The sequence below is a fragment of the Vreelandella sp. EE27 genome, assembly GCF_968206495.1.
On sequence record NZ_OZ309109.1, the window covers coordinates 438,773 to 461,604 of the forward strand.

Consider the following 22,832-nt stretch of genomic DNA (forward strand, 5'->3'; position numbering starts at 1 on the left):
TGAGATCGATTATCATAATGGCAAATTAGTCTGAGACTGTCACGCTAATTCATTGAATTCGCGAGCGCCTCGGGGAGCTCGCGGTTAATGGTTTTATTTGATATGTTATAATGTAATTAAATAAATGGCCTCGTTCGGCCATTAAAAAGGGCAACCAGTTTTGGGAGGGGCACGTGGCCTCACTACTTTTCGAGCACATCGAGGCGCTTCAGGGCGAGCGCCCCTGGGGCCACTTTCTGGACGCCGGGACCGGGGTCAACTCGATTGGCTGGGTCAGCGCTTTGAACACCGAGAGCTGGACGGCGGTCACCGGTGCCGGCGGCATGGCGCAAAGCGTCGAGCGCGCGGTGGCGGGCAAAAAACGCGACCAGGACCGTTTGGTACTGGGCAACTGGCAAGACCCGCGCTTTCTGGAAGAGGAGCGCTTCGACACCGTGCTGGCGGATTACCTGCTCGGCGCCATCGACGGCTTCGCCCCTTACTGGCAGGACGAGCTTTTCCCAAGGCTATGTGCGCTCACCAAAAAGCGCCTTTACCTGGTCGGCCTCGAGCCCTACGTGCCCTTCGATGCCACCACGGCATCGGGCAAGCTGGTGGTGGAGATCGGCCGGCTGCGCGACGCCTGCCTTTTGCTTGCCGGCGAGCGCACCTACCGCGAGTACCCGATTAGCTGGGTCGAGCGTCAGCTTGCGCGTGCCGGCTTCGAGGTCATCGAGACCAAACGCTTCCCGATTCGCTACGCCAGGAAATTCGTCGAGGGGCAGATGAAGATGTGCCGCCAGCGCATGGCGACCATTGCCGATCGCAAGCTGGCCCGGGCGATGCTCGAGCACGTCGACGACCTGGAGCGCCGGGCGCTTGAGCATATCGAGATCGACGGCGGGCTCAGCCACGGGGCGGATTACGTGATGGTCGCCGAGCCCAAAAAAAGCGCCCCGCAGGGCGCTGAAGGCGATTAGCCAGCGGCCTTGAAGGGGTTGCGCGGGTCGTGGTCCCAGGCCAGGAAGGGCTTGCCGGTGTCCTGGGGGACCATGGTGATGCAGTTCTCTACCGGGCAGGTGATCTGACAGAGGTTACAACCCACGCACTCCTGTTCGATGATTTCGTAACGGCGCGAGCCGTCGGGCTCGGCGAGCTTGGCGATCGACTGGTGCGAGGTGTCCTCGCAGGCGATATAGCAGCGCCCGCACTCGATGCAAAGATCCTGGTCGATGTGGGCGATGGTCTGGAAGTTGATGTCCAGGTGCTTCCAGTCGGTGGTCTGCGGGATCGCCTTGCGCGAAAACGCCTCGATGGAGTCATACCCTTTCTCTGCCATCCAGCGCGACAGGCCATCTTTCATCTCCTCGACGATGCGAAAGCCGTTGAGCATCGCCGCAGTGCAGACCTGCACGCTGCCCGCCCCCAGAGCGATGAACTCCGCCGCATCCCGCCAGCTGGCAATACCGCCGATGCCGGAGATGGGCAGCGTCGGCGTTGCCGGGTCCCGGGCGATCTCTGCCACCATGTTCATGGCGATGGGCTTGACGGCGCTGCCGCAGTAACCGCCATGGGTGCTTTGATGACCCACCGTGGGCTTGGCGACCATGTTGTCCAGATCGATGCTGGAGATCGAGTTGATGGTATTGATCAACGCGACCGCATCCGCCCCGCCGCGCAGCGCCGCCCGGGCACCCACGCGAATGTCGGTGATGTTGGGGGTGAGCTTCACGATCACGGGTTTGGAGTAGTACTTCTTGCACCAGGCGGTGACCTGTTCGATCAGATCCGGGTTCTGGCCGACCGCTGCGCCCATGCCGCGCTCCGGCATGCCGTGGGGGCAGCCCAGGTTTAGCTCGATGCCGTCGGCGCCGGTGGCATCGACCCGCGGCAGGATGTACGCCCAGGACTCCTCCACACAGGGCACCATGATCGAGACGATCAGCGCCCGGTCCGGCCAGTCTTTCTTTACTTGGGTGATCTCGGCCAGGTTCACCTCCAGCGAACGGTCGGTGATCAGCTCGATGTTGTTGAAGCCGATCACCTCGCGGTTCTTGCCGTAGTGGGCGGAGTAGCGCGAGGAGACGTTCACCGCCGGGGGCTCTTCGCCAAGGGTTTTCCAGACCACGCCGCCCCAGCCCGCCTCGAACGCGCGGGTCACGTTATACGCCTTGTCCGTGGGCGGGGCGGAGGCGAGCCAGAAGGGGTTGGGCGCCTTGATGCCGGCGAAGTTCACTGAAAGATCGACCCCGTTGACGATGTTTTCGCGGCTGTTTTGCCTAACGCTGGGGTTAAATGCGAATGTGCTCATGCGGCCTCCTGCTGGGCGGTCAACGCCTGGTGGATGGCGTGGGCGGCGAGCTTGCCGTGTTGCACCGCCTGGACGGTCAGATCCTGGCCCGGCGCGATGCAGTCGCCACCGGCATACACATCGCCAAGCGAGGTTTGAAAGTGGGCGTTGACGCGAATGCGTTCGCCGTCGCGGTCAAGCTCGCGGGCGCTGATATCGGCCAAGCTTTGGTCGTCGAAGCCCTGGCCGATGGCCTTGAAGATGGCGTTGGCGAGGATCTCGAAGGTCTCGCCGGTGCTCACCAGGCGCCCGTTCTCGTCCTTCGTGGCTGCAAAGCGCATGCCGGCCACGCGGCCCTGCTCGTCGAGCAGCACTTCGTCGGGCTGGGCCCAGGTGACGAGGCGCACGCCGTTGGCCTTGGCGATGTCCTGCTCGTGTTGGGTGGCGGACATCGCTTCGCTGCCGCGGCGGTAGACCAGCGATACCTCTTTGGCGCCGAGCCTTGCCATCTGGGTGGCCATGTCGATCGCCGTATTGCCCGCGCCGATGACGATGCAGCGATTGGCCACCGCCAACCGCTCGAGATCCGTTTCCTGACGCAGCGGTTTGATGTACTCCACCGCGGGCAGCAGCCCCGGGGCATTTTCATCCACCAGCCCAAGGGCGCGGCTGGTGCCCAGGCCGAGCCCCAAAAAGACGCTGTCGTGGCGCTCGCGTAGTGCCTCGAGGTTCAGGTTGTCGCCCAGGCGCTGGCCGTACTCGATGGTGATGCCGCCCACGCCGAGCAGGAACTCGACCTCCCGGCGGGCGAAATCGTCGGTCATCTTGTAGCGGGCGATGCCGTACTCGTTCAAGCCGCCGGGTTTTTGCTCGGCTTCGAAAATCGTCACCTGGTGGCCCAAAAGCGCCAGGCGATGCGCGCAGGAGAGCCCGGCGGGGCCGGCGCCCACCACGGCGATATGCTTGCCGGTCGGCGCTTCCCGCTGGAAAGGGTGGCCGTCGAAGTGCATGTTATCCGTGGCGTGGCGCTGCAAGAGGCCGATCAACACCGGCTGGCACTCGGCGTCGTGGTTACGCACGCAGCTTTTTTCGCAGAGTATTTCCGTCGGACAGACCCGGGCGCAGCTACCGCCCAGGATATTGGCCTCGAGAATCGTTTGTGCTGCGCCGTTGACGTTGCCATCAGAGATCTGGCGAATGAAGCTCGGCACGTCGATTTCCGAAGGGCAGGCCTCGACGCAGGGCGCATCGAAGCAGTAGAGACAGCGCTGGCTCTCGATGATCGCCTGGCGATCGGTGAGCGGCGGGTGAATATCGCTGAAGTTGCGGGCCAGCGCTTCGGGGTCGAAGGTGCCGACCTCCTTGGCGCTGGGCAGGTGATCGAGGGAATGGGTCACGGTCGTTTCTCCCGGGTTGTTATTAGCGTTATTAGCGGCTCACGGCCTTGGGGGCTTCACGCTCGGCGCGCTTTTTGAGCTGCTCGAAGACGCCGGGGTAGGCCGGGCGCTCAAGATAGCGCCCGGCGCCACGCTCGGCGTGAAGCTCCTCGGCGTTACGCCACACCCACTTGCCCTGGCTTACGGTATGGCGGGCGATACCGCGCACCGTCTTGCCCTCGAAGATGTTGAAATCGACGTTCTGGTGGTGGGTTTTGGCGGAGATCGTGCGGGTGCCGTTAGGGTCCCAGACGACGATATCGGCATCCGACCCTACCTGGATGGCGCCCTTGCGCGGGTAGAGATTGAAGATGTTGGCGGTATTGGTGGAGGTCACCGCGACGAACTCCTGGGGCGAGAGCTTGCCGGTGTTCACGCCTTCATCCCAGAGCACCGCCAAGCGGTCCTCGACCCCGGCGGTGCCATTGGGAATTTTCGTGAAGTCCTCGCGGCCGTTGGCTTTCTGCTCTTCGCAGAAACAGCAGTGGTCGGTGGCGGTGGTTTGCAGGTTGCCGGACTGCAGGCCGTGCCAGAGCGCCTCCTGGTGGCCTTTCGGGCGAAAGGGCGGGCTCATTACGTGGGCCGCGGCGGTGGCCCAGTCCGGGTTCTGGTAGACGCTGTCGTCGATCATCAAATGCCCGGCCAGCGCCTCGCCAAATACCGCGTGGCCCTGGCGTCGGGCGTAGGCGATCTCGTCCACCGCGTCTTTGGTCGAAACGTGAACCAGATACACCGGCGCGCCTAACGTACTGGCGATACGGATGGCGCGGCTGGCCGCCTCGCCCTCCACTTGCGGTGGGCGGGAAAGCGGGTGCGCCTCGGGCCCGGTCATGCCCTGGGCGAGCAGTTTCTGCTGCATGTGGTAGACCAGCTCGCCGTTTTCGGCGTGCACCGTGGGCACCGCGCCCAGCTCCAGGCAGCGCGAGAAGCTCTCCACCAAAATATCGTCGGTGGCCATGATCGCACCCTTGTAGGCCATGAAGTGCTTGAAGCTGTTTACACCGTGCTCGCGTACCAGCGTGCCCATCTCCTCCTTGACGCTCTCGTCCCACCAGGTGATCGCCACGTGAAAGGCGAAGTCGGTGGCGGCTTTCTCCGCCCAGCCCTGCCAGGTGTCGAACGCCTCCAAAAGCGACTGCCCGGGCTGGGGGATGACGAAATCGATGATCGTCGTCGTGCCGCCGGCCATGGCCGCGGCGGTGCCAGTGTAAAAATCTTCGCTGGCCACCGCGCCCATGAAGGGCATCTGCATGTGGGTGTGCGGGTCGATGCCGCCGGGCATGACCAGCTGGTCCGTGGCATCGATGACCTCGCAGCCCTGAGGCGTATCCAGATCGACTCCGATCGCTTCGATCTTGCCATCCACGCAGAGGACGTCGGCGCGGTAGGTGTCGGCATGGGTGACGACCGTGCCGCCCTTGATCAATAGGCTCATTGCGTTACTCCTGCTTATCCAGTCGCTTGATTACTCGCTGTCGGTCAGGCGCGTGTAGGTCTCGGGGCGGCGGTCGCGGAAGAACTGCCAGTTGTTGCGCGCCTCGCGCACCGCGTCCAGGTCGATCTCGTGGACGAGCAGCTCGTCCTCGGTGGCGCTGGCCTGAGCTTCGATCTTGCCGCGCGGGTTGACGATGTAGCTCGAGCCGTAGAAGTCGCCGATGTTCCAGGGCGCCTCGGTGCCCACCCGGTTGATGGCGGCGATGAAGCAGCCGTTAGCGGCGGCAGAGGCGGGCTGCTCGAGCTCCCAAAGGTATTGGGAAAGCCCGGCGACCGTGGCGGAGGGGTTGAAGATGACCTCGGCGCCATTGAGCGCCAGCGCCCGCCAGCCTTCAGGAAAGTGGCGGTCGTAGCAGATGTACACGCCAATTTTGCCAAAGGCGGTATCAAAGACCGGCCAATTGGACTGTCCCGGTTTGAAGAAGTATTTTTCCCAGAAGCCGGCGACCTGGGGAATATGCGTTTTGTGATATTTACCCAGGTAGCTGCCGTCGGCATCGAACACCGCCGCAGTGTTGTAGTAAACGCCGGTTTCGGTTTCTTCATAGACTGGCACGATGATCACCATGTGGTGCTCGGAGGCGAGTTTCTGCATCATCTGACAGGTGGGGCCCTCGGGTACCTTTTCGGCGGCGGCGTACCACTTTTCGTCCTGGCTGGGGCAGAAGTACGGTTGGTTGAAGACCTCCTGAAAACAGAGCACCTGAACGCCCTGTTCGGCGGCCTGCCTGATCATCGGCAGATGCGCCTCGTTCATGGCGTCACGAATCTCTGCCGGGTCGGCATCCGTGCTCGCTTTTAGCCCCATTTGAATCAAGCCGATTTTCATTGTTTGCATGCAAGAGCCCTCTCTCGTCGTCACACACCCCGCCCCACTCGATGAGGCGGTTATCCGTTGAAAGTATTGTTAGCGTTAGTGGCGTGCTGTTAAGCCTCTTTTAATCAAAAGGCCGTTGTTGTTTTAAAAGCTGTCCGTGAAGACAGTTTTTAGATTAGTGGTATAAACCCTGCTGTTTCAAGTGTTTTTATAAGCGCCCGTAAGTTTATGATTAATCTTGTTTTAAATCGTTTTTTGTCAACCTGGTGAATCGCTGCACTTATTTACGGCATTTATTTATTTTATTAAAATCATGGTCTTAATGAGTATTATGAGAATTATTTACGTTAACTTGTGCTTTTATGGTGCTTTTTTATTTTTAGGCGTACTCTCTTGATTGAGTGGCTTTTAATAACGCTCACCAAAATAACAACAACCTGTAAAGAGGCGCTTTTTCTGTCGAATAAGTCAGCTTTTTATCAATAAGTTATAAACCATTGCTTACGGTTAGGCATACTTATTGCTCTGGTTTCAGATGACCTGGTTTTAGATGACCGGGTTTTAGCTGACTCAATAACGATAATAGACAGTGGCTCTTCGAGGAGGAACTCATGACCGTTTCAGCATCCCGGATGGTGGATCGAGAAGGATTGATCGAGCTTGAAGTGAATAACGACGTGCGCGATAGCCCGCGCTTCAATGAGGATATCGCCCCCACCACCGCCGCCGAGCGCACCTGGAGTAAATGGAACATAGCCGCGCTTTGGGTGGGCATGGCGATTTGCGTGCCCACCTATACCCTGGGCGGTGTGTTGACGGCGTATTTTGGCCTAAGCGTGGGTGAGGCGCTGTTTGCCATTTTTCTCGCCAACGTCATTTTGCTGCTGCCATTGACGCTCAACGCCTTTCCCGGCACCAAATTCGGCATCCCGTTTCCGATCGTGCTGCGCTCCTCCTTCGGCATTTTGGGCTCCAACGTGCCGTGTCTGGTGCGCGCGCTGGTGGGGTGTGGCTGGTTCGGTATTCAGACCATGTTCGGGGGGCTGGCCATTCACCTGCTGCTGTCGGCGCTGTTTCCCGCCTGGGCGGCGCTTGGCGGGGTCGGCGAGGTGATCGGCTTTTTCGTATTCGGGGCGATGAATCTTTACGTGGTGATTCGCGGGGCGGAGTCGATCAAATGGATGGAGACGCTCGCCGCGCCGTTGCTGCTGCTGGTGGGCGTCGGCTTGATGGTGTGGGCGTGGCCGAACATGTCGATGACCGCGCTTTTGGCCCAGCCACCGTCGCGGCCCGAAGGCGCCTCGGTCTACGGCTACTTCTTTGCGGGCTTGACCGCCATGGTCGGCTTTTGGGCCACGCTTTCGCTGAATATTCCCGACTTTAGCCGTTTCGCCAAAAGTCAGAAGGATCAAATCGTCGGCCAGATCATCGGCCTGCCGCTGACGATGTTCTTCTTTGCCTCGCTCGGCGTGGTGATGACGGCGGCCTCCGAGTCCCTGGTGGGGCAGACGGTGGCGGACCCGGTGCGCCTGATCGGTTTCATCGACAGCCCCTTCTGGGTGATTCTGGCGATGCTGTTGATCGTCGTCGCGACCATTTCGACCAACACCGCCTCCAACATCGTCTCGCCCACCAACGACTTTCAGAACATCGCGCCGAAATTGATCAATCAGACCCGCGGGGTGCTGTTGACCGGGCTCGTGGGGGTGTTATTGATGGGGTATGACCTGCTGCAAAAGGCGGGGGTAATCGCTCAGGGTGTGTCGCTCGAGCAGATGTACTCCAACTGGCTGCTGGGGTACTCGAGCCTGCTGGGGCCGATCGCCGGCATCATGGCGGTGGATTACTTTTTGATCAAAAAGCAGCAGTTGGATGTGCCGAGCTTGTATCAGGATGGGCGCGCTTATCCGGCGGTCAACATCGCAGGCTTTATCGCTTTCGGCGTGCCCGTCGCGCTGACATTGATGGCGCTTTTGACCGGTACGATGAGCTGGTTCTACGACTACGGCTGGTTTACTGGCTCGGCCCTGGGGGCGGTGGTTTACTACCTGGCCAGCACCGTGCTTGGCAATGAGCGCGCGGCGGGGGGCGTTGCGGCGGCGCAATCGCGCTGAGGGGCACGGCCAAAAAATGGCGGAGGAGGGTGAGAGTCGAACTCACCAGGGGCTGCATGGCAGCCCCTACACGGAGTTGAAGTCCGGTCGCCCCACCGGGGAACGATCCTCCTCCTCACACACCAGGAAAGCCTAACGGTTTTTAACGCCACATGCCAGGCTGGCGCAGCTTACGCTCGTCGCGCACGCGCCGGGTATAACCGACGCGGTCGAAGAATTCGAGCTGGGCGATGGCGAGCTTGCGCCCGAGGCCGGTACGGTCGCGGTAGCCGGCGGCGGTGATGGCGCCATGGTCGGCCTCGAGGGTCTCCACCTGTTCGGCCAGACGTTGCAAAGTGGCCAGCGGGTAGAAGTGATCCTTGCGGACCTCGAATAACCGCCCTAAACGCGCATTGGCGCGCAGCACCTCGCGTACGCGGGGCTCATCGAGCTGTTGGGCATGGGCGATATCGCGCACGCGAGGGGGATCTAAGGTCGCTTCCAACAGGGGCAATAATGTCTGGGACTGTGCTTCGTCGGCCTCATCGAGGCGGGCGCGGTGTTCGGGCAGTGCGATGAAGGGGCCCTGGGCGCGAACCTGGTTTGCCTGAATCAGCGTGTCCAGCCAGCGGCGAAAGATGCCGTCCGGCCATTTGGAGGCGACCCAACGGCGCAGGCGGTCGCGCTCCACGCCGACTTCGGAGGGGGCATTCTCGTGGTACGCGGCCAGCGCCTGGCAAAGCGTCTGACCGAGTGCTGCGAGGTTCGCCGGGTCGAACGCGCGGTGCTCTTCGCCGGCGCTGAGCAGCGTCAAACCCTGCTCGCTCGCTTGGCTTTCCAGCGCCTCGAGTGGGCGGTTGAAGGTGGCGGCCAGCGCGACAAGCGATACGCCGTTGGCTTGCTGCTGCGCTAGGGTTTTCAGCGTGTCGGCGTAGCCTTCGAGGCGCTCCGGCGCGCCGCTTTCAATCGCCTGCTCCAGGGTTTTGAGTGTGCGCAGCCGTTCGGGGCGCCGCGCGCCGCGCCGGGGTGGCTGCGGGTCGAGCACGCGCCCGCCACCCAGGGTGTGGTCGGCGCTTTGGGTGCGGATAACGAAGCGGTCGCCGCAGCAGGCGTGTTGCGGGGTGTCGAGGGTCAGCTGGCCCAGCGCCCGGCCGCCGGGGGCAAGGCTTTGGCCCTCCAGCAACCCCAAGCGCCCGGTCAGGTGGGCCGCTCCAATATGCACGTGAACCGGCGTCCAGTGAGGCGTGTCGCGCTCCAGCGAGTCGAGCAGGTTGACCGTGACATCGAGGCGCTGGCTGCCGGGAAGCGGCGCCGGTGCGTCCAGCAGCCAATCACCCCGGGCGACGTCTTCGCGCTCGATGCCGGCCAGGTTGAGGGCGCAGCGGTCGCCGCGCTGGGCGCTTTTAGAGGGCTGGTTCTGGCGGCGCAGTCCGCGCACCCGCACACGCTTGCCCTGGGGCAGCAGCCAGAGGTGGCGGCCTTCTTCGATGGTGCCGTCCACCACCGTGCCGGTCACTACGAGGCCCGCGCCTTTTTTACTGAACACGCGGTCGATGGCGTGGCGAAAGCGCCCCGGTGCCGGGCGCGCTTGCCAGCGTTCGGCCCGTTCGCTTAGCCACTGGGATAGCGCCGCCACGCCTTCGCCGGTGCGTCCGGAGACACAAAAGACCGGTACGTCGCCGACGAGGGCCTGGGCTTGCTGGCGGCGAAGCGTGTGGGTCTCGGCGCTTGTCAGGTCGCTTTTGGTCAGTACCACGGCGGTAATCGAAATCGAGAGCAGTTGAAGAATGGCCAAATGCTCGCGGGTTTGCGGCATGACGCCATCATCGCAGGCGATGATCAACAGCGCGCCGTCCACACCGGCCACGCCGGAAAGCATGTTGTGTATAAAGCGCTCGTGGCCGGGCACATCGATGAAGCCAAGCTCCGCCTTGCCGTCGGTCTCCGGGTAGACGAAGCCGGGCTCGATGGTCAGCCCGCGGCTTTTCTCTTCCTTGAGCGTGTCGGTGTCGACGCCGGTCAACTGCTGGATCAGCGTGGTCTTGCCGTGGTCGACGTGGCCGGCGGTTGCCAGAATCATGAAGCCGTCTCTTGGGTCAGCGCGGTGTGTAGCTGCTCGGCGAGCAGCGCTTCGTCGTCAGGGAAAAGGCAGCGTAAATCGAGCCATAGCGCGCCTTCCTTGATGCGCCCGATGATCGGCCGGGGCAGGCCGCGAAGCGCGCTTTCCAGCCGGCGCAGATCGCGCTCGCGGGTCTCGCGCCGCTTTGCGGTCGAGGCGATGACCAGCGCTTTGCTGGGTAGCCGATCCACCGGGAGCGAGCCGCTGCCCAGCTGGCTCATGCAGGACACCAGGGCGAGTTCGTATCCCCCCGGCGGCGTTGCGAGCGTCGCCATCAAGCGCTCGCCCGCCGCGCGAATATCCGATTCGGGGCGGGTGAGCATTCTGAGCGTGGGCAGCGTTTGATTCGGGTGTTCGTCGTCGCGGTAGTGTCTGAGCGTGGCCTCTAAAGCGGCCAGCACGAGTTTGTCCAGGCGCAGCGCGCGCTTGAGGGGATGGCGCTTGATGCGCTCGATACAGGCGCGGCTGCCCGCGATGATACCCGCCTGGGGGCCGCCCAAAAGCTTGTCGCCGCTGAAGGTGACGACATCGGCGCCGGCGGTGATGGCATCCAGGGGCTGGGTCTCATAGGGCAAGCCATACCGAGAAAGGTCGGTCAACGCGCCGCTGCCCAGGTCCACCACCAGCGGTAGCCCGGCTGCGTGGGCGATCTCGGCCATGCCGGCTTCGTCGACTGACTGGGTAAAGCCCTCGATGGCGTAGTTGGAGGCGTGCACCTTGACCAGAAGCCCGGTGTTTTCGTTGATGGCCTCGCGGTAATCGCGCGGATGCGTGCGGTTGGTGGTGCCGACTTCGCGAAGCTGGCAACCGGCGGCGGCCATGATGTCCGGCATGCGAAAGGAGCCGCCGATCTCGATCAGCTCGCCGCGGGAGACGATTCCTTCTCGCCCGGCGCCCAAAGCGCCCAGGGTGAGCACCACCGCGGCGGCGTTGTTGTTGACCACCGTGGCGGCCTCGGCGCCGGTCAGCTCGCAAATCAGCGCCTCGATGAGATCATCCCGGTCGCCGCGCCCGCCGGTGGCCAGGTCGTACTCCAGCGCCACCGGCGAGCGGGCAACGCTTGCCATGGCGTCGATGGCAGGCTCCGAGAGCAGCGCACGGCCCAGGTTGGTGTGGATCACGGTGCCGGTCAGGTTGAACACGGCGCGGGCGTTGGGGCGGATAGCCTCCAGAAGCCTTGCCTGCACCTGGCGGGTAATCGCCTCGTCATCCAGCGGCGCGTGAAGCGGGGCCTGGCGCAGCGCGCTTAACGTGTCGCGGGTCATGCGCTTGCAAAGCGGCTTGCCGTACTGGGCGGCAAGCGCCAAAAGGTGCGGGTGGTTGAGCAGCCGGTCGACCGAGGGCAGCGTGCGGCGCCAGTCTTCGGTTGGTTGAGAGGGGGCGATATCCGTCATCAGGCTTGCATCCGTGTCGAGCGGTGTCCGGGAGTGATATCGCAGGCGCGGGGGCTAGCCGTCCTCGCCGCCAAAGGCGAGCAGCGGGTTGAAACCGGCGCGGGCGTAGCCCTGCTCTTCCAGTAGTACGTCCAGGCCAAGCGTTGCGATATCGTCGGCAAAGGGGTCGGTGTCGGCTTCCCATTCGCGGTCCATTAACTTAACGCTTGCCCGGCAGGCCCCGCAACTCTCGGCGCGAATGGGCAGGGCACGCTTGCCGTCCGGCCCTTCAACACCAATATAGTCGAGCTTTTCGGTGTCGAAACAGTGGCTGCAGCGCGTCCGCTCCAGGTACCACTGGGTGGCGCAAAGCCCGCACACCAGATAGCGTACCCGCGAGCGGTGACGCCCTAGCTGTACGGTAGAGGCCACCGGCGGCGTACCGCAGCAGGGGCAAAGTCCCTGGGCTGCGTCCTTGGGGCGGTGGGGAAGCCGGGCAAGCGACTGCGCCAGCCGCGTCCAGGCCACCTGAAGCGCCGCGCCAACCAGCGGCGCCAGGCCGCGAAGCTCGGCGTCGACGCCTTGCTGCTCGACAATCGCCCGGGCAAGCTCGGACACCTTGCGCTCACTGAGGCCACCCAGCCTGGCGAGTAGCTCACGCTGGGCGGCGAACGTGGCGTTTTCGGCCTCGAGCGCCCGGTCGAGCTCTGCGATCAGAGCGTTTAGGTCCGCCTGCCAATCCAGGGTAGTAATCAGTGCCGAGGGCGCGAGCGGCGGAAACTCGTGGTCAAGCGCGACATCCCAGCTTTGTGAATCAAAGGACTCGGCCTTGCGATCCTTCAATACACGGTGCTGAGCGCGGGCCAGGTGGGCGTTGAAGGCGAGAAACGGCGCCATCTCATCGAAGCGCGTTTCGAGTTCGCTAAAGCGAGTGGCCCGCGTAGCGAAAAGGCGCGATTCCGGCAGCACCACCAATGGCGGCTCGCCGTGGCGCGGCGGCTTGGGGTCGTGCAGCGTATCGGAAATCCATTCGCTCATGCCTGCTCCTGTCACACGGGGCGCCGTTGGCGCCCCGTGTTAGTCCTGAGTGTTGAGTTGGTGCGGGTCGTCGGGCGCCGGAGTGGGCTCCCGGGATTGGCGTTCGCGCTCGCCTTTAACGTGCTCATCGTACCAGAGCGGATGGTGGTGTTTGGCCCAGGCGTGGGTCACCCAGCCGCGAATCATGGCGCCGAACGAGCCCTTGATCCAAATCGCCGCGTAGATGTGCACCACGATCGTCACGATCGCCCCGAAGGCGGCCACCGCGTGCAAAAGGCTTGCGATACGCACCACCGTGACTGGGAAGTAACCGGCAAACCAGGGGCGCCACATCAGCACACCGGTGATCAGAAGCGTCGGCACGCAGAGCACCAACAGCCAGAACACCAGTTTTTGGCCCGGGTTGTACTTGCCGATCGGCGGGACTTTCTCATCGCGGTTGCTCAGCACATCATCGAGCTGCTTCATCCAGCGCACATCGTTTTTGATCGGCAGGTTGGAGCGAACGTGGCCCACGGCCATGAGGGCAAAGAGCAGAAAGAACACCACGCCGATGAACGGGTGCAGAATGCGCGCCCACACCGGCCCGCCCAGGGTGTGGGAGAGAAAGAAAAACGCCGGATGAAAGAACGCCAGCCCCGACAGCGCCAGCAAAATGAAGCTCAGCGCCATCGTCCAGTGGTTGACCCGGGTAGAGGGCGGGTAGCGCAGCATCATGCGCTGACCCAGCTGGTTACGCTTGTAAGAATCGCGTTTCATCGTCACTTCTCCTGCCGAGCATCGGCCTGCTCGGCGTCCGGCGCATCAGAGGGATGATCGCGCAGGTAGGCGTCTTCGCCTTCCGGGCCGAACACCTCTTCATCCAGCGGCTCGTCCTTCGGCCCCTTGGTGAGGTAGTGCATGAAGCCGGCAAACGCCGTGATGCCGATGATCGCGCTCATGATCGGCTTGGTCGGGCCTTTCCAGGCGCTGACGAAGGGCGAAATGCTCGGGTCATTAGGCAAGCCCGCGTAGATGTCCGGGGTGTCCGCGTGGTGCAGCACGTACATGACGTGGGTGCCGCCGACGCCGGCCGGGTCGTAAATGCCTGCCTCACTGAAGCCGCGGCCTTTCAGATCGTCCACGCGCTGGGCGGCGCGGGTCAGCATGTCCGCCTTGGAGCCGAACTCGATACAGCCGGTCGGGCAGGTTTTTACGCAGGCGGGCTCCAGGCCCACCGAGACCCGATCCGAGCAGAGCGTGCACTTGTAGGATTTGCTGTCACGCTCGGAGATCCGCGGAATGTCGAAGGGGCAGCCGGTCACGCAGTAGCCGCAGCCGATACACTTGTCCGAGTCGAAATCGACGATACCGTTGGCGTACTGAACGATGGCCCCCGGCGCCGGGCAAGCGGTCAAACAGCCCGGGTCGGCGCAGTGCATGCAGCCGTCCTTGCGGATCAGCCACTCGAGATCGCCCTGGGCGTTCTCGAACTCGGTGAAGCGCATCACCGTCCAGGAATCCTCGGTCAGATCATTGGGATTGTTGTAGGTGCCGGTGTTGATACCGACCTCGTCGCGCACGTCGTTCCACTCCATGCAGGCGACCTGGCACGCCTTGCAACCGATACAGCGGCTGACATCGATCAGCTTGGCCACGGGCTCGACCTCGTGACGCCCCTGGGGGGGCGTCGTGGTCGTGGCCGAGCGGCGCAGGATATTTTGCGGATTGCTCATGCCCTGCCTCCTGTGGTGTCTTTTTCAACGTTGACCAGAAAGGATTTGAACTCCGGGGTCTGGGTATTGGCATCGCCTACGAAGGGCGTCAGCGTATTCGCCAAAAAGCCCTTCTTGGCGAGCCCCAAAAAGCCCCAGTGGATCGGAATACCGACTTGGTGCACGATGCGGTCCCCCACGGTAATCGCCTTGATCCGCTTGGTGACCACCGCCACGGCGCGAATGTAGCCGCGTTTCGATGAAACCCGTACCCAATCGCCTTCCACGATGCCGAGTTCGTTCCCCAGCGCCTCGCCGATCTCCACGAACTGCTCCGGCTGCACGATCGCGTTCAAGTGAACGTGCTTGGTCCAGTAGTGGAAGTGCTCGGTCAGGCGGTACGTGGTCGCCGCGTAAGGGTAATCCTCCCAGGTGCCCATCATCGCCAGGTCCTCGTCGAAGACCCGGGCCGCCGGGTTGTAGCGCACCCGGTTGTTGCGCGGGAAGAGCAGGTTGCCCTCCGGCACCGGGCTCTCCAGTGGCTCGTAGTGGGTGGGGAAGGGGCCTTCCGCCATGCCCTGGCTTGCGAACAGCTTGCCCACGCCCTCCGGGTTCATGATGAAAGGCATCTGCCCGCGGGTGGGGGCGGAGTCGACCGGGAAGTCCGGCACGTCCGCACCGGTCCAGCGCCGCGTCACGTTATCCCACCACACCAGCGACTTGCGCTCGGACCAGGGGCTGCCGTCGAGCTTGGCCGAGGCGCGGTTGTAGAGAATGCGCCGGTTGGCAGGCCAGGACCAGGCCCAGCCCAGGGTTTGGCCGATGCCGTAGGGGTCGGCGTTATCGCGGTTGGCCATCTGGTTACCGGCCTCGGTCCAGGAGCCCGCGAAAATCCAGCAGCCGCAGGCCGTCGAGCCGTCGTCGCGCAGCTCGCCAAAGCCCGCGAGCTGCTCACCCATGGGACGCACCAGCCGCCCGTCGACGTACACATCGCTCAGCGCGCGGCCGTTGTATTCCCGGGCAAGCTCTTCCGGTGCGGGCTCCTCGGGCTTTTTGTAGTTCCAGGCAAGGCCCAGGATCGGGTCCGGGAAGGCGCCGCCGTCGCGCTCGTAGAGCTCGCGCACTCGGGTGAACAGGGCCCCCAGAATATGGGTGTCGGCGCGCGCCTCACCGGGGCCGTCCGCGGCGGGGTAGTGCCACTGCAGCCAGCGGGCGCTGTTGACCGTGGAACCCGCGTCCTCGGCGAACGACAGCGCCGGCAGGCGGAACACCTCGGTCTGGATCTCGCTCGGGTCGACGTCGTTGTACTCGCCGGCGTTGCGCCAGAATTCGGCGGTTTCCGTGTTGAGCGGGTCGATCGAGACCAGATAGCGCAGTTTCGAAAGCGAGCGTGACACCTTCGCCTTGTTGGGAATCGCCGCCAGCGGGTTGAAGCCCTGACAGAAGTAGCCGTAGATCTCGCCTTTCGACATCCGGTTGAAGGTGTCGAGGATATCGTAGAGCGGCTTGTCGAGCTTGGGCAGCCAGTCGAAGCACCACTGGGTGTCCGCGCGGGCGTTGTCGCCGTACCAGGCCTTCATCAGGCTTACGAAAAACGCGTCGGCGTTTTGCCAGTAAGAGACCTGATTGGGTTGCAGCGGCGCCCGCCGCCGGGCCTCCAGGAAGGTGTCCAGGTCTTCCTCGTCGTCCGTTGGTGCGGCGATGTAGCCGGTCAGCTGGTTCGAGAGCAGGCCAAGGTCGGTCAGCCCCTGAATGTTGGAGTGACCGCGCAGCGCGTTCACGCCACCGCCGAGCTGGCCTATGTTGCCCAGCAGCAGTTGCACCATGCCCGCGGTACGAATGATCTGCGAACCCAGCGAGTGCTGAGTCCAGCCAAGCGCGTACAAAAGCGTGGTGGTGCGATCTGGCGTGGCGGTGCTCGCCAATGTCTCCCACACGCGCATGATCTTGTCCACGGGCGTGCCGCAGATCGAGGAGACCATTTCCGGCGTGTAGGCGTCGAAGTGCTCGCGCAGCAGCCGGTAGACGCAGCGCGGGTGCGTCAGCGTATCGTCTCTAAGCGCGAAACCGTCTTCATCGGTTTGATAGACCCAGTTCTCCTTATCGTAGGAGCGGGTCGCTTCGTCGTAGCTGTCGAACAGGCCTTCTTCGAAGCCAAAACCTTCGTCCACCAGCAGGGCGGCGTCGGTGTAGTTGAGCACGTAGTCGTGCTGAATCTGGTCGTTGTCGATCAGATAGCGAATCAAGCCCCCGAGAAAGGAGATATCCGTGCCGGTACGAATCGGCGCGTAGAAATCCGCCACTGAAGCCGTACGCGTAAAGCGCGGGTCCACCACCATCAGTTGGGCGTTATTGTGCTCTTTTGCTTCGGTGACCCAGCGAAAACCGACCGGATGCGCCTCAGCGGCGTTGCCACCCATGACCAGAATGACGTCAGCATTGCGAATATCGACCCAGTGGTTCGTCATCGCACCGCGACCAAATGTTGGGGCAAGACCTGCCACCGTTGGTCCGTGTCAAACGCGCGCCTGGTTGTCGAAGGCCAGCATGCCAAGGCTGGTTACAAACTTGTGGGTGAGATAGCCCGATTCATTGGAAGAGGCCGAGGCCGCCAGAAAGCCGGTGGTCGTCCAACGGTTGACCGTACGGCCCTCGTCGTCGGTGGCAACGAAGTTCTCGTCGCGATCGGCTTTTATGTGGCGGGCGATACGGTCGTTAGCTTCCTCCCAGGAGATGCGCTTCCACTCGTTGGTGCCGGGCTCGCGCACCTCGGGGTATTTTAGGCGCGAGGGGCTTTTCACGTAGTCGAGTAGGCCCGCGCCCTTGGGGCAAAGCGCGCCGCGGCTCACCGGATGGTCCGGGTCGCCCTCGATGTGGATGATCTGCTGGTGGGCATTTTTCGCCTCGTCGCCGCGGCTATAGATCAGCACCCCGCACCCCACGGAACAGTAGGTGCAGATATTGCGCGTCTCTTTCGTGTGCGTCAGCTTGAAAGGGCGAATAGAAGAGGCGGCGGCTTCCGGGGAGAACCCCATCATCGCCATACTGGAGGTGGCAAGCCCTGCCGCCCCCAGCTTGAAAAACCCGCGTCGGGTTACTTGAATCGTCATGGTCTCACCTCGTGCATCGATCGACACGGGCAGACGAGTAGCGCTTCATGAAAAGCGCTCCCCTCACACCCGGGGCGATCCGGTCGTGATGCTGATTTTTTTATGCAAGTTTTAAACACACTTTAGCAGCTAATCGAGGCCGTTTGCGTCAATTTATATTCAACGATTGTAGTAAAATGTGTGCGCCCGACCTTGCCAGCCGCGGCTAGGTATCGGCCGCCGCGGTGCTCACCAGGCTCAAGAAGGCATCCACCACCCGGTTGGGGCGCCGGTCGCGGCGGGTAATCAGCACGAACGGAACGCGATAGCCGTACTGGTCGGTGCATAGCGGGCGCATTTTGCCGGCGGCGACCCACTGCGCGGCCACGTGTTCGGGTAAAAAGCCGATGTAGTGCCCGGTGAGAATGAGAAAGGCCGCGCCCTCGCGGTCCGAAGCCGAGGCGCGTAGCGTCAAGGCGTCGTGGGCCTGGCGCGCTTTGGGGGGCAGCGGATAGCGCGGCGCCACCCCCGGCGCCCGGGTAATTTCGGCCGCATCCGGGGGCGGGCTTGTGGTTTCGAAAAGCGGGTGGCCGGCGCCACAGTAAAGGTAGGAAGGCTCGTCGTAGAGCCAGCGTGTCTCGAGGCTTGCCGGCAGGTTGACGCTGGGGACGACGCCCACGTGCAAGTGGCCGTCCATCACCTGGCGAATCACCGCGTCGGAGGGCTCCATATGGATATTGACGCTCACCTCACTGCTTTGCCCGGTAAGCTCGGCCAGGGCGTTGGTGACGTTCATGGCGGGCAGCGTGACCAGGTTATCGGTAATGCCGATATTGAGCTCACCCTTGATGGTATGATGTAGGGCGTTGACGTCGCTGCGAAAAGCTTCCAGTGCGGCGAGCAGCGTGAGCCCGGCCTGGTAGAGCTCCTTGCCCTCTTCGGTGAGGCTAAAGCCACCGCGCCCGCGCTGACAAAGCGACAAACCCACGCGTTTTTCCAGGTCGCTCATGTGCTGGCTGATCGCCGAGCGGCTGATCCCCAGGGTCGTTTCCGCCGCGGTAAAGCCGCCGCACTCGACCACCGTATTGAACACGCGGACCAAGCGGATCTCGTAATCACTCATTTGCCCAAGCGATACCATGGGCGCCTCCTTCGCGCTGTACGAAACGGCCTTGCTTAACAAATCATTTACAATAAAAACGGTTTGTATCGAAAATAGCACGCTGCGATTAGACAGGACCACGTTTTTTAAAGGAAAATGGCGCCTCGGGTGGCTGTTTTTACAGCGGTTTGCAGGGTTTATTAAGAAAAGGCATACGCGCAATGTCCGTTGTACCGGATACTTCCCCCCCGGCCGCTATTGGGCCCGATGAAACCGCCAGCGCCAGCCGGCGCGCCGTACTGCTCTACGTGCTGGCGCTGCTCTTCATGGCAAGCATGTTCGGCTGGCTGGCCTATGAGCAGTACCAGCGCGAGATAGAAGCGGCCACGGTACGCATGGAGGCCCGCGTCGGCGTCGTGGCCCAGTGGACCCAGGGCGTTTTGGGCCAGAGCGAGCAAGCGCTTTTTAGCCTCAACGAGCTGGTCACGTTGTTCGAAGATCCCGATGAGCAGAGCCGCCAGGTGCTCGAGGAGGCCATCGACGAGCTCACCCAATATGTGTCGTCGGTGGATGCCATGGGCGTGCTCGATACCTCGGGGCGCGTCGTGCTGAGTAGCGACGAGCGCTACGAGGGGTTCTCCTACCGCAACACCGAATTCTTTCAGGCGTTTCGAGACAGCGAGCTCACGCGTGAGGTGACGACCCTACAGCGCTCCCCGGAAAGCGGCGAAGTGTTTCTGTACAACGCCAAGCGGTTGGAGAATGCGCTGGGCGAGTTTGCCGGTATCGCCGTTTCGCGCATCCAGCCGCAAATCTTTGCCGATGCGCTGCAACGACTGAGCATGAATGAAGGCGAGAGCATCACGCTGGTCGATACCGATTTCCAGTTGATAGCCCGGCATTCACAGCCGCCCCTGGACGTCACGGTAGGGCAAAGGTTGGAACCGCCGACTCAGTGGCGCCCGGTGGGCGGCGGCGAGGCGGGCCAGGCCTTTCGCATGCGCTCGCCGGTCGACCAGCGCGAGCGCCTGTTTCGCCTCGAGCGTATCGGCGACTACCCCGTGTACGCCGTGGTCGGCGTCGACCTGCAAAGCCTGCTCAGCGATTGGCGCGACCGCACGGCGCTGCTGCTCGTCATCATGGTGGTCATCGCGCTGCTGGGGGGCTGGGGGCTTCGCCACTACCTCAATCGGATAACGCTTTCGCGTCTTTTGCAAAGGCGTATCGAGGAGCGCGAGGCGGCCCGCGCTCATGCCCTCGAGCGCGAGGTCCGCCTGGACGCGTTGGTCAATTCCCTGCAGGACCTGCTTTTCGTGTTCGATGAGCAGGGGCGGTTTCGCCATATTCACGCCATCGACCAGCGGCTTCTGTTGATCGACCCGGACGCGGCGCTTGGTCAGCACTTTTCGAACATTCTGCCCGCCGACATCGCGGAAACGTTCAGCGACGTCTTCGATCGGGTCAAGCGCTTCCATCAGGTCAAAACCTTCGAATACGCGCTGATGATCGACGGCCAGCACCACTGTTTCCATGCCACGGTGAGCCCGCTGGTCGATGTCAGCAGAACCTTTAGCGGCGTGCTCTCCGTGGTGCGCGATGTGACCGAGGACAAAAGGCTCCAGGCGGAGCTCAAGATCGCCGCCGCGGCCTTTCAAACCCACCTGGGTATTTTGATCACCGACCGAAAGGGCTACATCCTAAAGACCAACGACACGTTCAAGCGCATCACCGGCTACCAGGACGCCGATATGGTCGGCAAGACCCCGCGGATGTTCAGCTCGGGCCAGCACGGCGCGGCGTTCTACCGCGAGCTTTGGCAGCGCGTCAATCGAGTGGGCAACTGGGAAGGCGAGATCTGGAACAAGCGTAAAAACGGCGAGTTTTTCCCGCAGTGGATCACCATCAGCGCCATTTACGACGATGACGGCACGCTCAGCCATTACGTCGCGACCATCAGCGATATCAGCGAGCGCAAGGCGGCCGAGCAAGAGATACATCAACTGGCGTTTTACGACCCGCTCACCGGGCTGATCAACCGGCGCCTGTTCATGGACCGTTTGGAAGCGGCGTTGAAAGAGCTTAACCGTCATCAGCGCTACGGTGCGCTCATGCTCTTCGATATCGATAATTTCAAGGAGGTCAACGACACCCAGGGGTATCACGCCGGCGACCAGCTCTTGCAGGGCGTGGCGCAGCGCCTTTCGCGGATGCTGCGCGATACCGACACCCTGGCAAGGCTCGGGGGCGACGAATTCGCCGTGCTGATCGAAGGGGTCAACAGCAACCTCGCCCAGACACACCAGCTTGCCCAGGGAATCGCCTACAAACTGATGGAGTCGTTAAACGAGCCCATCAAGCTCAATAATAGCCTGGTAACGATCACCGTCAGCGCCGGGGTCACGATGATGTCCAGCGACCAGCACAACATGGACGATTATCTCCAGCAGGCGGACATGGCGCTCTCCCAGGCCAAGAGCAGCGGGCGTCAAACGCTGCGCTTTTTCAACCCGGGTATGCAGGCCGAGCTACTGGCCCGGGTACGGCTGGAGTCCGATCTTCGCCAGGCGGTACTCTTCAAGCAGTGGCAGCTTTACTACCAGCCCCAAGTCGACCCGCGCGGCGTCATGAGTGGTATGGAAGTGCTGCTGCGCTGGCACCACGCGGAGCGCGGGATCATCTCGCCGGGCGAGTTCATACCGCTTTTGGAAAGCACGGGGCTGATCAACGAAGTCGGCGAGTGGATACTCGAGCAGGCCTGCTGGCAGCTCAACGAGTGGGCGGGGCACCCGGTGTTGGGTCGGTTGACCATCTCGGTGAATATCAGCCCGGTGCAGTTTCGCGAATCAGGCTTTGCCGAGCGCATCGAAAGCGTCTTTGCCCGCACCCGCGCGCCGCTGGAGCAGTTAAAGCTCGAAGTGACCGAGTCGCTGTTCGTCGAGGCGCCGAGCGAGGTGCGCGAGACCATGCTGCGCCTGAAGGCCCGGGGCGTACGTTTCTCGCTGGACGATTTCGGCACCGGCTACTCGTCGCTTGCCTACCTGGCCCAGCTGCCGTTGGATCAGCTCAAGATCGACCAGTCTTTCGTGCAGCAGATACCGGGCAGCACGGCCAACGCCGCCATCGTGGAGAGTACCATCGCCCTGGCGAAAAGTTTGAACCTGGACGTGATCGCCGAAGGCGTGGAAACCCGCGAGCAGTACGCCTGGCTTCTCGCCCATGGCTGCCTCTCGTATCAGGGGTTTCTCTTCGGCCGGCCCATGCCGGTGGCCGCGCTCACGCGCCAAGCGCTGGGGGTGAGCGGGACGTAACGGCGTGCAGGCGCTCGAGCAGCTGGTGCGGGTCCAGCGCCGGACATTCCGTGGGAAGGATGATCTCCAGGCGCGAGTCCTGGCGCCAGGCGCTCGCCTCGATGCTCAAGGTGCCCAGGCCTCGGTTGAGCCGCTTCCAGCCATCGGTAGTGTTGAAGACGCCCTTGGCGCGCGCCTTTTTGGGGAGTGTCGAAAGCACTTGGGCGAGCTGGTCGAGATCGAAGCGCTCGCTTGGGTGCCAGCGAAGCCCGGTGCTTTTATAGCCCAGGGCGCTGGCGGTTTCGACGCGCGGGGCGCCGGGCTCGGGCGGGGCATCGAAAAACACGCCTTCGACAGAAGGAGGCGGCTCGAGGGCTCGATGCGCGGCGGGCCGGTCGCGCTCTTCGGCCGCGGTGGGCCCGCTTTGAAGAAGAAGCGAAAGTGGGAGCGTGCCGCCTGCGGCCCGGTGCACCCATTTGGGGGCGGGCCAAAGCGTTTCGATAAACGCATCGCCACGTTCGAGCTGTAAAGCGCTTGCCTGCTCGGTCATGGTCAGCGCCAGCGCATCGGCCACGGCGAGCTGGTCGTTGAAGGTCTCGTGCTCGCGCACGCGGGCCTCGTCCAGCCGGCGCGGGTCGAGGGTGGCGATGATATCGCGCACCTCGAGGGTCGAGGCAAAAGCCTCGCCGCGCAGCAGGTCCAAAAGCCCCGCCGGGTGGCCAAGCCCCGAGGGTTCGATGATCAGCCGGTCGGGTTGGGTGCGGGTGATCAAGCTCACCAGCGCCGCCTGCAACACGAACGCGAGCTGGCAGCACAGACAGCCGCCGGGCAGGCCCTTCACCACGACATCGTCGCGGTCTTCGAACATTGCCTGGTCGATGCCGATCTGGCCGAACTCGTTGACCAGAATCGCCCATTTCTCGTCCACAGGCTTTTGCTCGATCAGGCTGTGGATAAGCGTGGTCTTGCCGCTGCCCAGAAAGCCGGTCACCACGTGGGTGGGGATGCGCGCCGTCGCCAC

Annotated in this window: 15 protein-coding genes and 1 tRNA gene; 3 read left to right on the forward strand and 13 right to left on the reverse strand. The window is 62.9% G+C overall.

Annotated features, from left to right (window positions below; translation table 11 throughout):
- The first annotated feature begins 173 nt into the window (after window positions 1–173).
- Window positions 174–959: a class I SAM-dependent methyltransferase gene (locus ACWHVV_RS02130; protein ID WP_447927866.1), complete on the forward strand. Its 786-nt coding sequence runs from the start codon at window positions 174–176 to the stop codon at window positions 957–959.
- Here the strand turns inward: ACWHVV_RS02130 and preA are convergent.
- Genes preA through ACWHVV_RS02150 form a run of 4 tightly spaced genes read right to left on the reverse strand, consistent with a single transcriptional unit; the run spans window position 956 to window position 6,037 of the window.
- A complete protein-coding gene (preA, locus tag ACWHVV_RS02135; RefSeq protein WP_447927867.1) occupies window positions 956–2,290 on the reverse strand; it encodes an NAD-dependent dihydropyrimidine dehydrogenase subunit PreA in 1,335 nt (444 codons plus the stop codon). The genes ACWHVV_RS02130 and preA overlap by 4 nt on opposite strands.
- Complete coding sequence (locus tag ACWHVV_RS02140; protein ID WP_447927868.1) at window positions 2,287–3,666, reverse strand: NAD(P)-dependent oxidoreductase; 1,380 nt, start codon at window positions 3,664–3,666, stop codon at window positions 2,287–2,289. The genes preA and ACWHVV_RS02140 overlap by 4 nt, the downstream gene beginning before the upstream one ends.
- Before the next feature lie 31 nt (window positions 3,667–3,697).
- Window positions 3,698–5,140, reverse strand: coding sequence for a dihydropyrimidinase (hydA, locus tag ACWHVV_RS02145; protein WP_447927869.1), 1,443 nt, complete (start codon window positions 5,138–5,140; stop codon window positions 3,698–3,700).
- A 30-nt stretch (window positions 5,141–5,170) separates the two neighbouring features.
- Window positions 5,171–6,037, reverse strand: a complete 867-nt coding sequence (locus ACWHVV_RS02150; protein ID WP_447927870.1) for a nitrilase-related carbon-nitrogen hydrolase — start codon at window positions 6,035–6,037, stop codon at window positions 5,171–5,173.
- Between the two features lie 590 nt (window positions 6,038–6,627).
- Here ACWHVV_RS02150 and ACWHVV_RS02155 point away from each other — a divergent pair.
- Window positions 6,628–8,130 (forward strand): NCS1 family nucleobase:cation symporter-1, encoded by a 1,503-nt coding sequence (locus ACWHVV_RS02155; RefSeq protein WP_447927871.1) that lies wholly within the window; start codon window positions 6,628–6,630, stop codon window positions 8,128–8,130.
- A gap of 17 nt (window positions 8,131–8,147) precedes the next feature.
- Here ACWHVV_RS02155 and ACWHVV_RS02160 read toward each other — a convergent pair.
- The 8 genes from ACWHVV_RS02160 to ACWHVV_RS02195 form a co-directional block, all read right to left on the reverse strand.
- Window positions 8,148–8,245: transfer RNA gene (locus ACWHVV_RS02160), tRNA-Sec, on the reverse strand.
- 27 nt (window positions 8,246–8,272) lie between these two features.
- Window positions 8,273–10,189: a selenocysteine-specific translation elongation factor gene (selB, locus tag ACWHVV_RS02165; RefSeq protein WP_447927872.1), complete on the reverse strand. Its 1,917-nt coding sequence runs from the start codon at window positions 10,187–10,189 to the stop codon at window positions 8,273–8,275.
- On the reverse strand, window positions 10,186–11,622 hold the full coding sequence (gene selA, locus ACWHVV_RS02170; RefSeq protein ID WP_447927873.1) for an L-seryl-tRNA(Sec) selenium transferase: 1,437 nt from the start codon (window positions 11,620–11,622) through the stop codon (window positions 10,186–10,188). Before selA ends, selB begins: the two co-directional genes overlap by 4 nt.
- 54 nt (window positions 11,623–11,676) lie before the next feature.
- Window positions 11,677–12,639 (reverse strand): formate dehydrogenase accessory protein FdhE, encoded by a 963-nt coding sequence (gene fdhE, locus ACWHVV_RS02175; RefSeq protein ID WP_447927874.1) that lies wholly within the window; start codon window positions 12,637–12,639, stop codon window positions 11,677–11,679.
- A 39-nt stretch (window positions 12,640–12,678) separates the two neighbouring features.
- Window positions 12,679–13,398 (reverse strand): formate dehydrogenase subunit gamma, encoded by a 720-nt coding sequence (locus tag ACWHVV_RS02180; protein ID WP_447927875.1) that lies wholly within the window; start codon window positions 13,396–13,398, stop codon window positions 12,679–12,681.
- Window positions 13,399–13,400: 2 nt separating this feature from the next.
- Complete coding sequence (fdxH, locus tag ACWHVV_RS02185) at window positions 13,401–14,354, reverse strand: formate dehydrogenase subunit beta (protein ID WP_447527648.1); 954 nt, start codon at window positions 14,352–14,354, stop codon at window positions 13,401–13,403.
- Window positions 14,351–17,437, reverse strand: coding sequence for a formate dehydrogenase-N subunit alpha (gene fdnG, locus ACWHVV_RS02190; protein ID WP_447929111.1), 3,087 nt, complete (start codon window positions 17,435–17,437; stop codon window positions 14,351–14,353). The genes fdxH and fdnG overlap by 4 nt, the downstream gene beginning before the upstream one ends.
- 211 nt (window positions 17,438–17,648) lie before the next feature.
- Window positions 17,649–18,563: a LysR family transcriptional regulator gene (locus tag ACWHVV_RS02195; protein ID WP_447927876.1), complete on the reverse strand. Its 915-nt coding sequence runs from the start codon at window positions 18,561–18,563 to the stop codon at window positions 17,649–17,651.
- Window positions 18,564–18,745: 182 nt separating this feature from the next.
- Between ACWHVV_RS02195 and ACWHVV_RS02200 the strand changes: the two genes are divergently transcribed.
- On the forward strand, window positions 18,746–21,832 hold the full coding sequence (locus ACWHVV_RS02200) for a bifunctional diguanylate cyclase/phosphodiesterase (protein ID WP_447927877.1): 3,087 nt from the start codon (window positions 18,746–18,748) through the stop codon (window positions 21,830–21,832).
- On the opposite strand, the gene ACWHVV_RS02205 is transcribed toward ACWHVV_RS02200, so the two are convergent.
- A complete protein-coding gene (locus ACWHVV_RS02205) occupies window positions 21,798–22,832 on the reverse strand; it encodes a CobW family GTP-binding protein (protein WP_447927878.1) in 1,035 nt (344 codons plus the stop codon). The two genes, ACWHVV_RS02200 and ACWHVV_RS02205, sit on opposite strands and share 35 nt — an antisense overlap.

Bases quoted from the DNA above. Each gene is read 5' to 3' on its own strand.
- ACWHVV_RS02150 (WP_447927870.1), bottom strand. From the start codon at position 6,037: ATGCAAACAATGAAAATCGGCTTGATTCAAATGGGGCTAAAAGCGAGC.
- fdxH (WP_447527648.1), bottom strand. From the start codon at position 14,354: ATGAGCAATCCGCAAAATATCCTGCGCCGCTCGGCCACGACCACGACG.
- selB (WP_447927872.1), bottom strand. From the start codon at position 10,189: ATGATTCTGGCAACCGCCGGCCACGTCGACCACGGCAAGACCACGCTG.
- ACWHVV_RS02180 (WP_447927875.1), bottom strand. From the start codon at position 13,398: ATGAAACGCGATTCTTACAAGCGTAACCAGCTGGGTCAGCGCATGATG.
- ACWHVV_RS02200 (WP_447927877.1), top strand. From the start codon at position 18,746: ATGTCCGTTGTACCGGATACTTCCCCCCCGGCCGCTATTGGGCCCGAT.
- preA (WP_447927867.1), bottom strand. From the start codon at position 2,290: ATGAGCACATTCGCATTTAACCCCAGCGTTAGGCAAAACAGCCGCGAA.
- fdhE (WP_447927874.1), bottom strand. From the start codon at position 12,639: ATGAGCGAATGGATTTCCGATACGCTGCACGACCCCAAGCCGCCGCGC.
- ACWHVV_RS02195 (WP_447927876.1), bottom strand. From the start codon at position 18,563: ATGGTATCGCTTGGGCAAATGAGTGATTACGAGATCCGCTTGGTCCGC.
- ACWHVV_RS02155 (WP_447927871.1), top strand. From the start codon at position 6,628: ATGACCGTTTCAGCATCCCGGATGGTGGATCGAGAAGGATTGATCGAG.
- selA (WP_447927873.1), bottom strand. From the start codon at position 11,622: ATGACGGATATCGCCCCCTCTCAACCAACCGAAGACTGGCGCCGCACG.
- hydA (WP_447927869.1), bottom strand. From the start codon at position 5,140: ATGAGCCTATTGATCAAGGGCGGCACGGTCGTCACCCATGCCGACACC.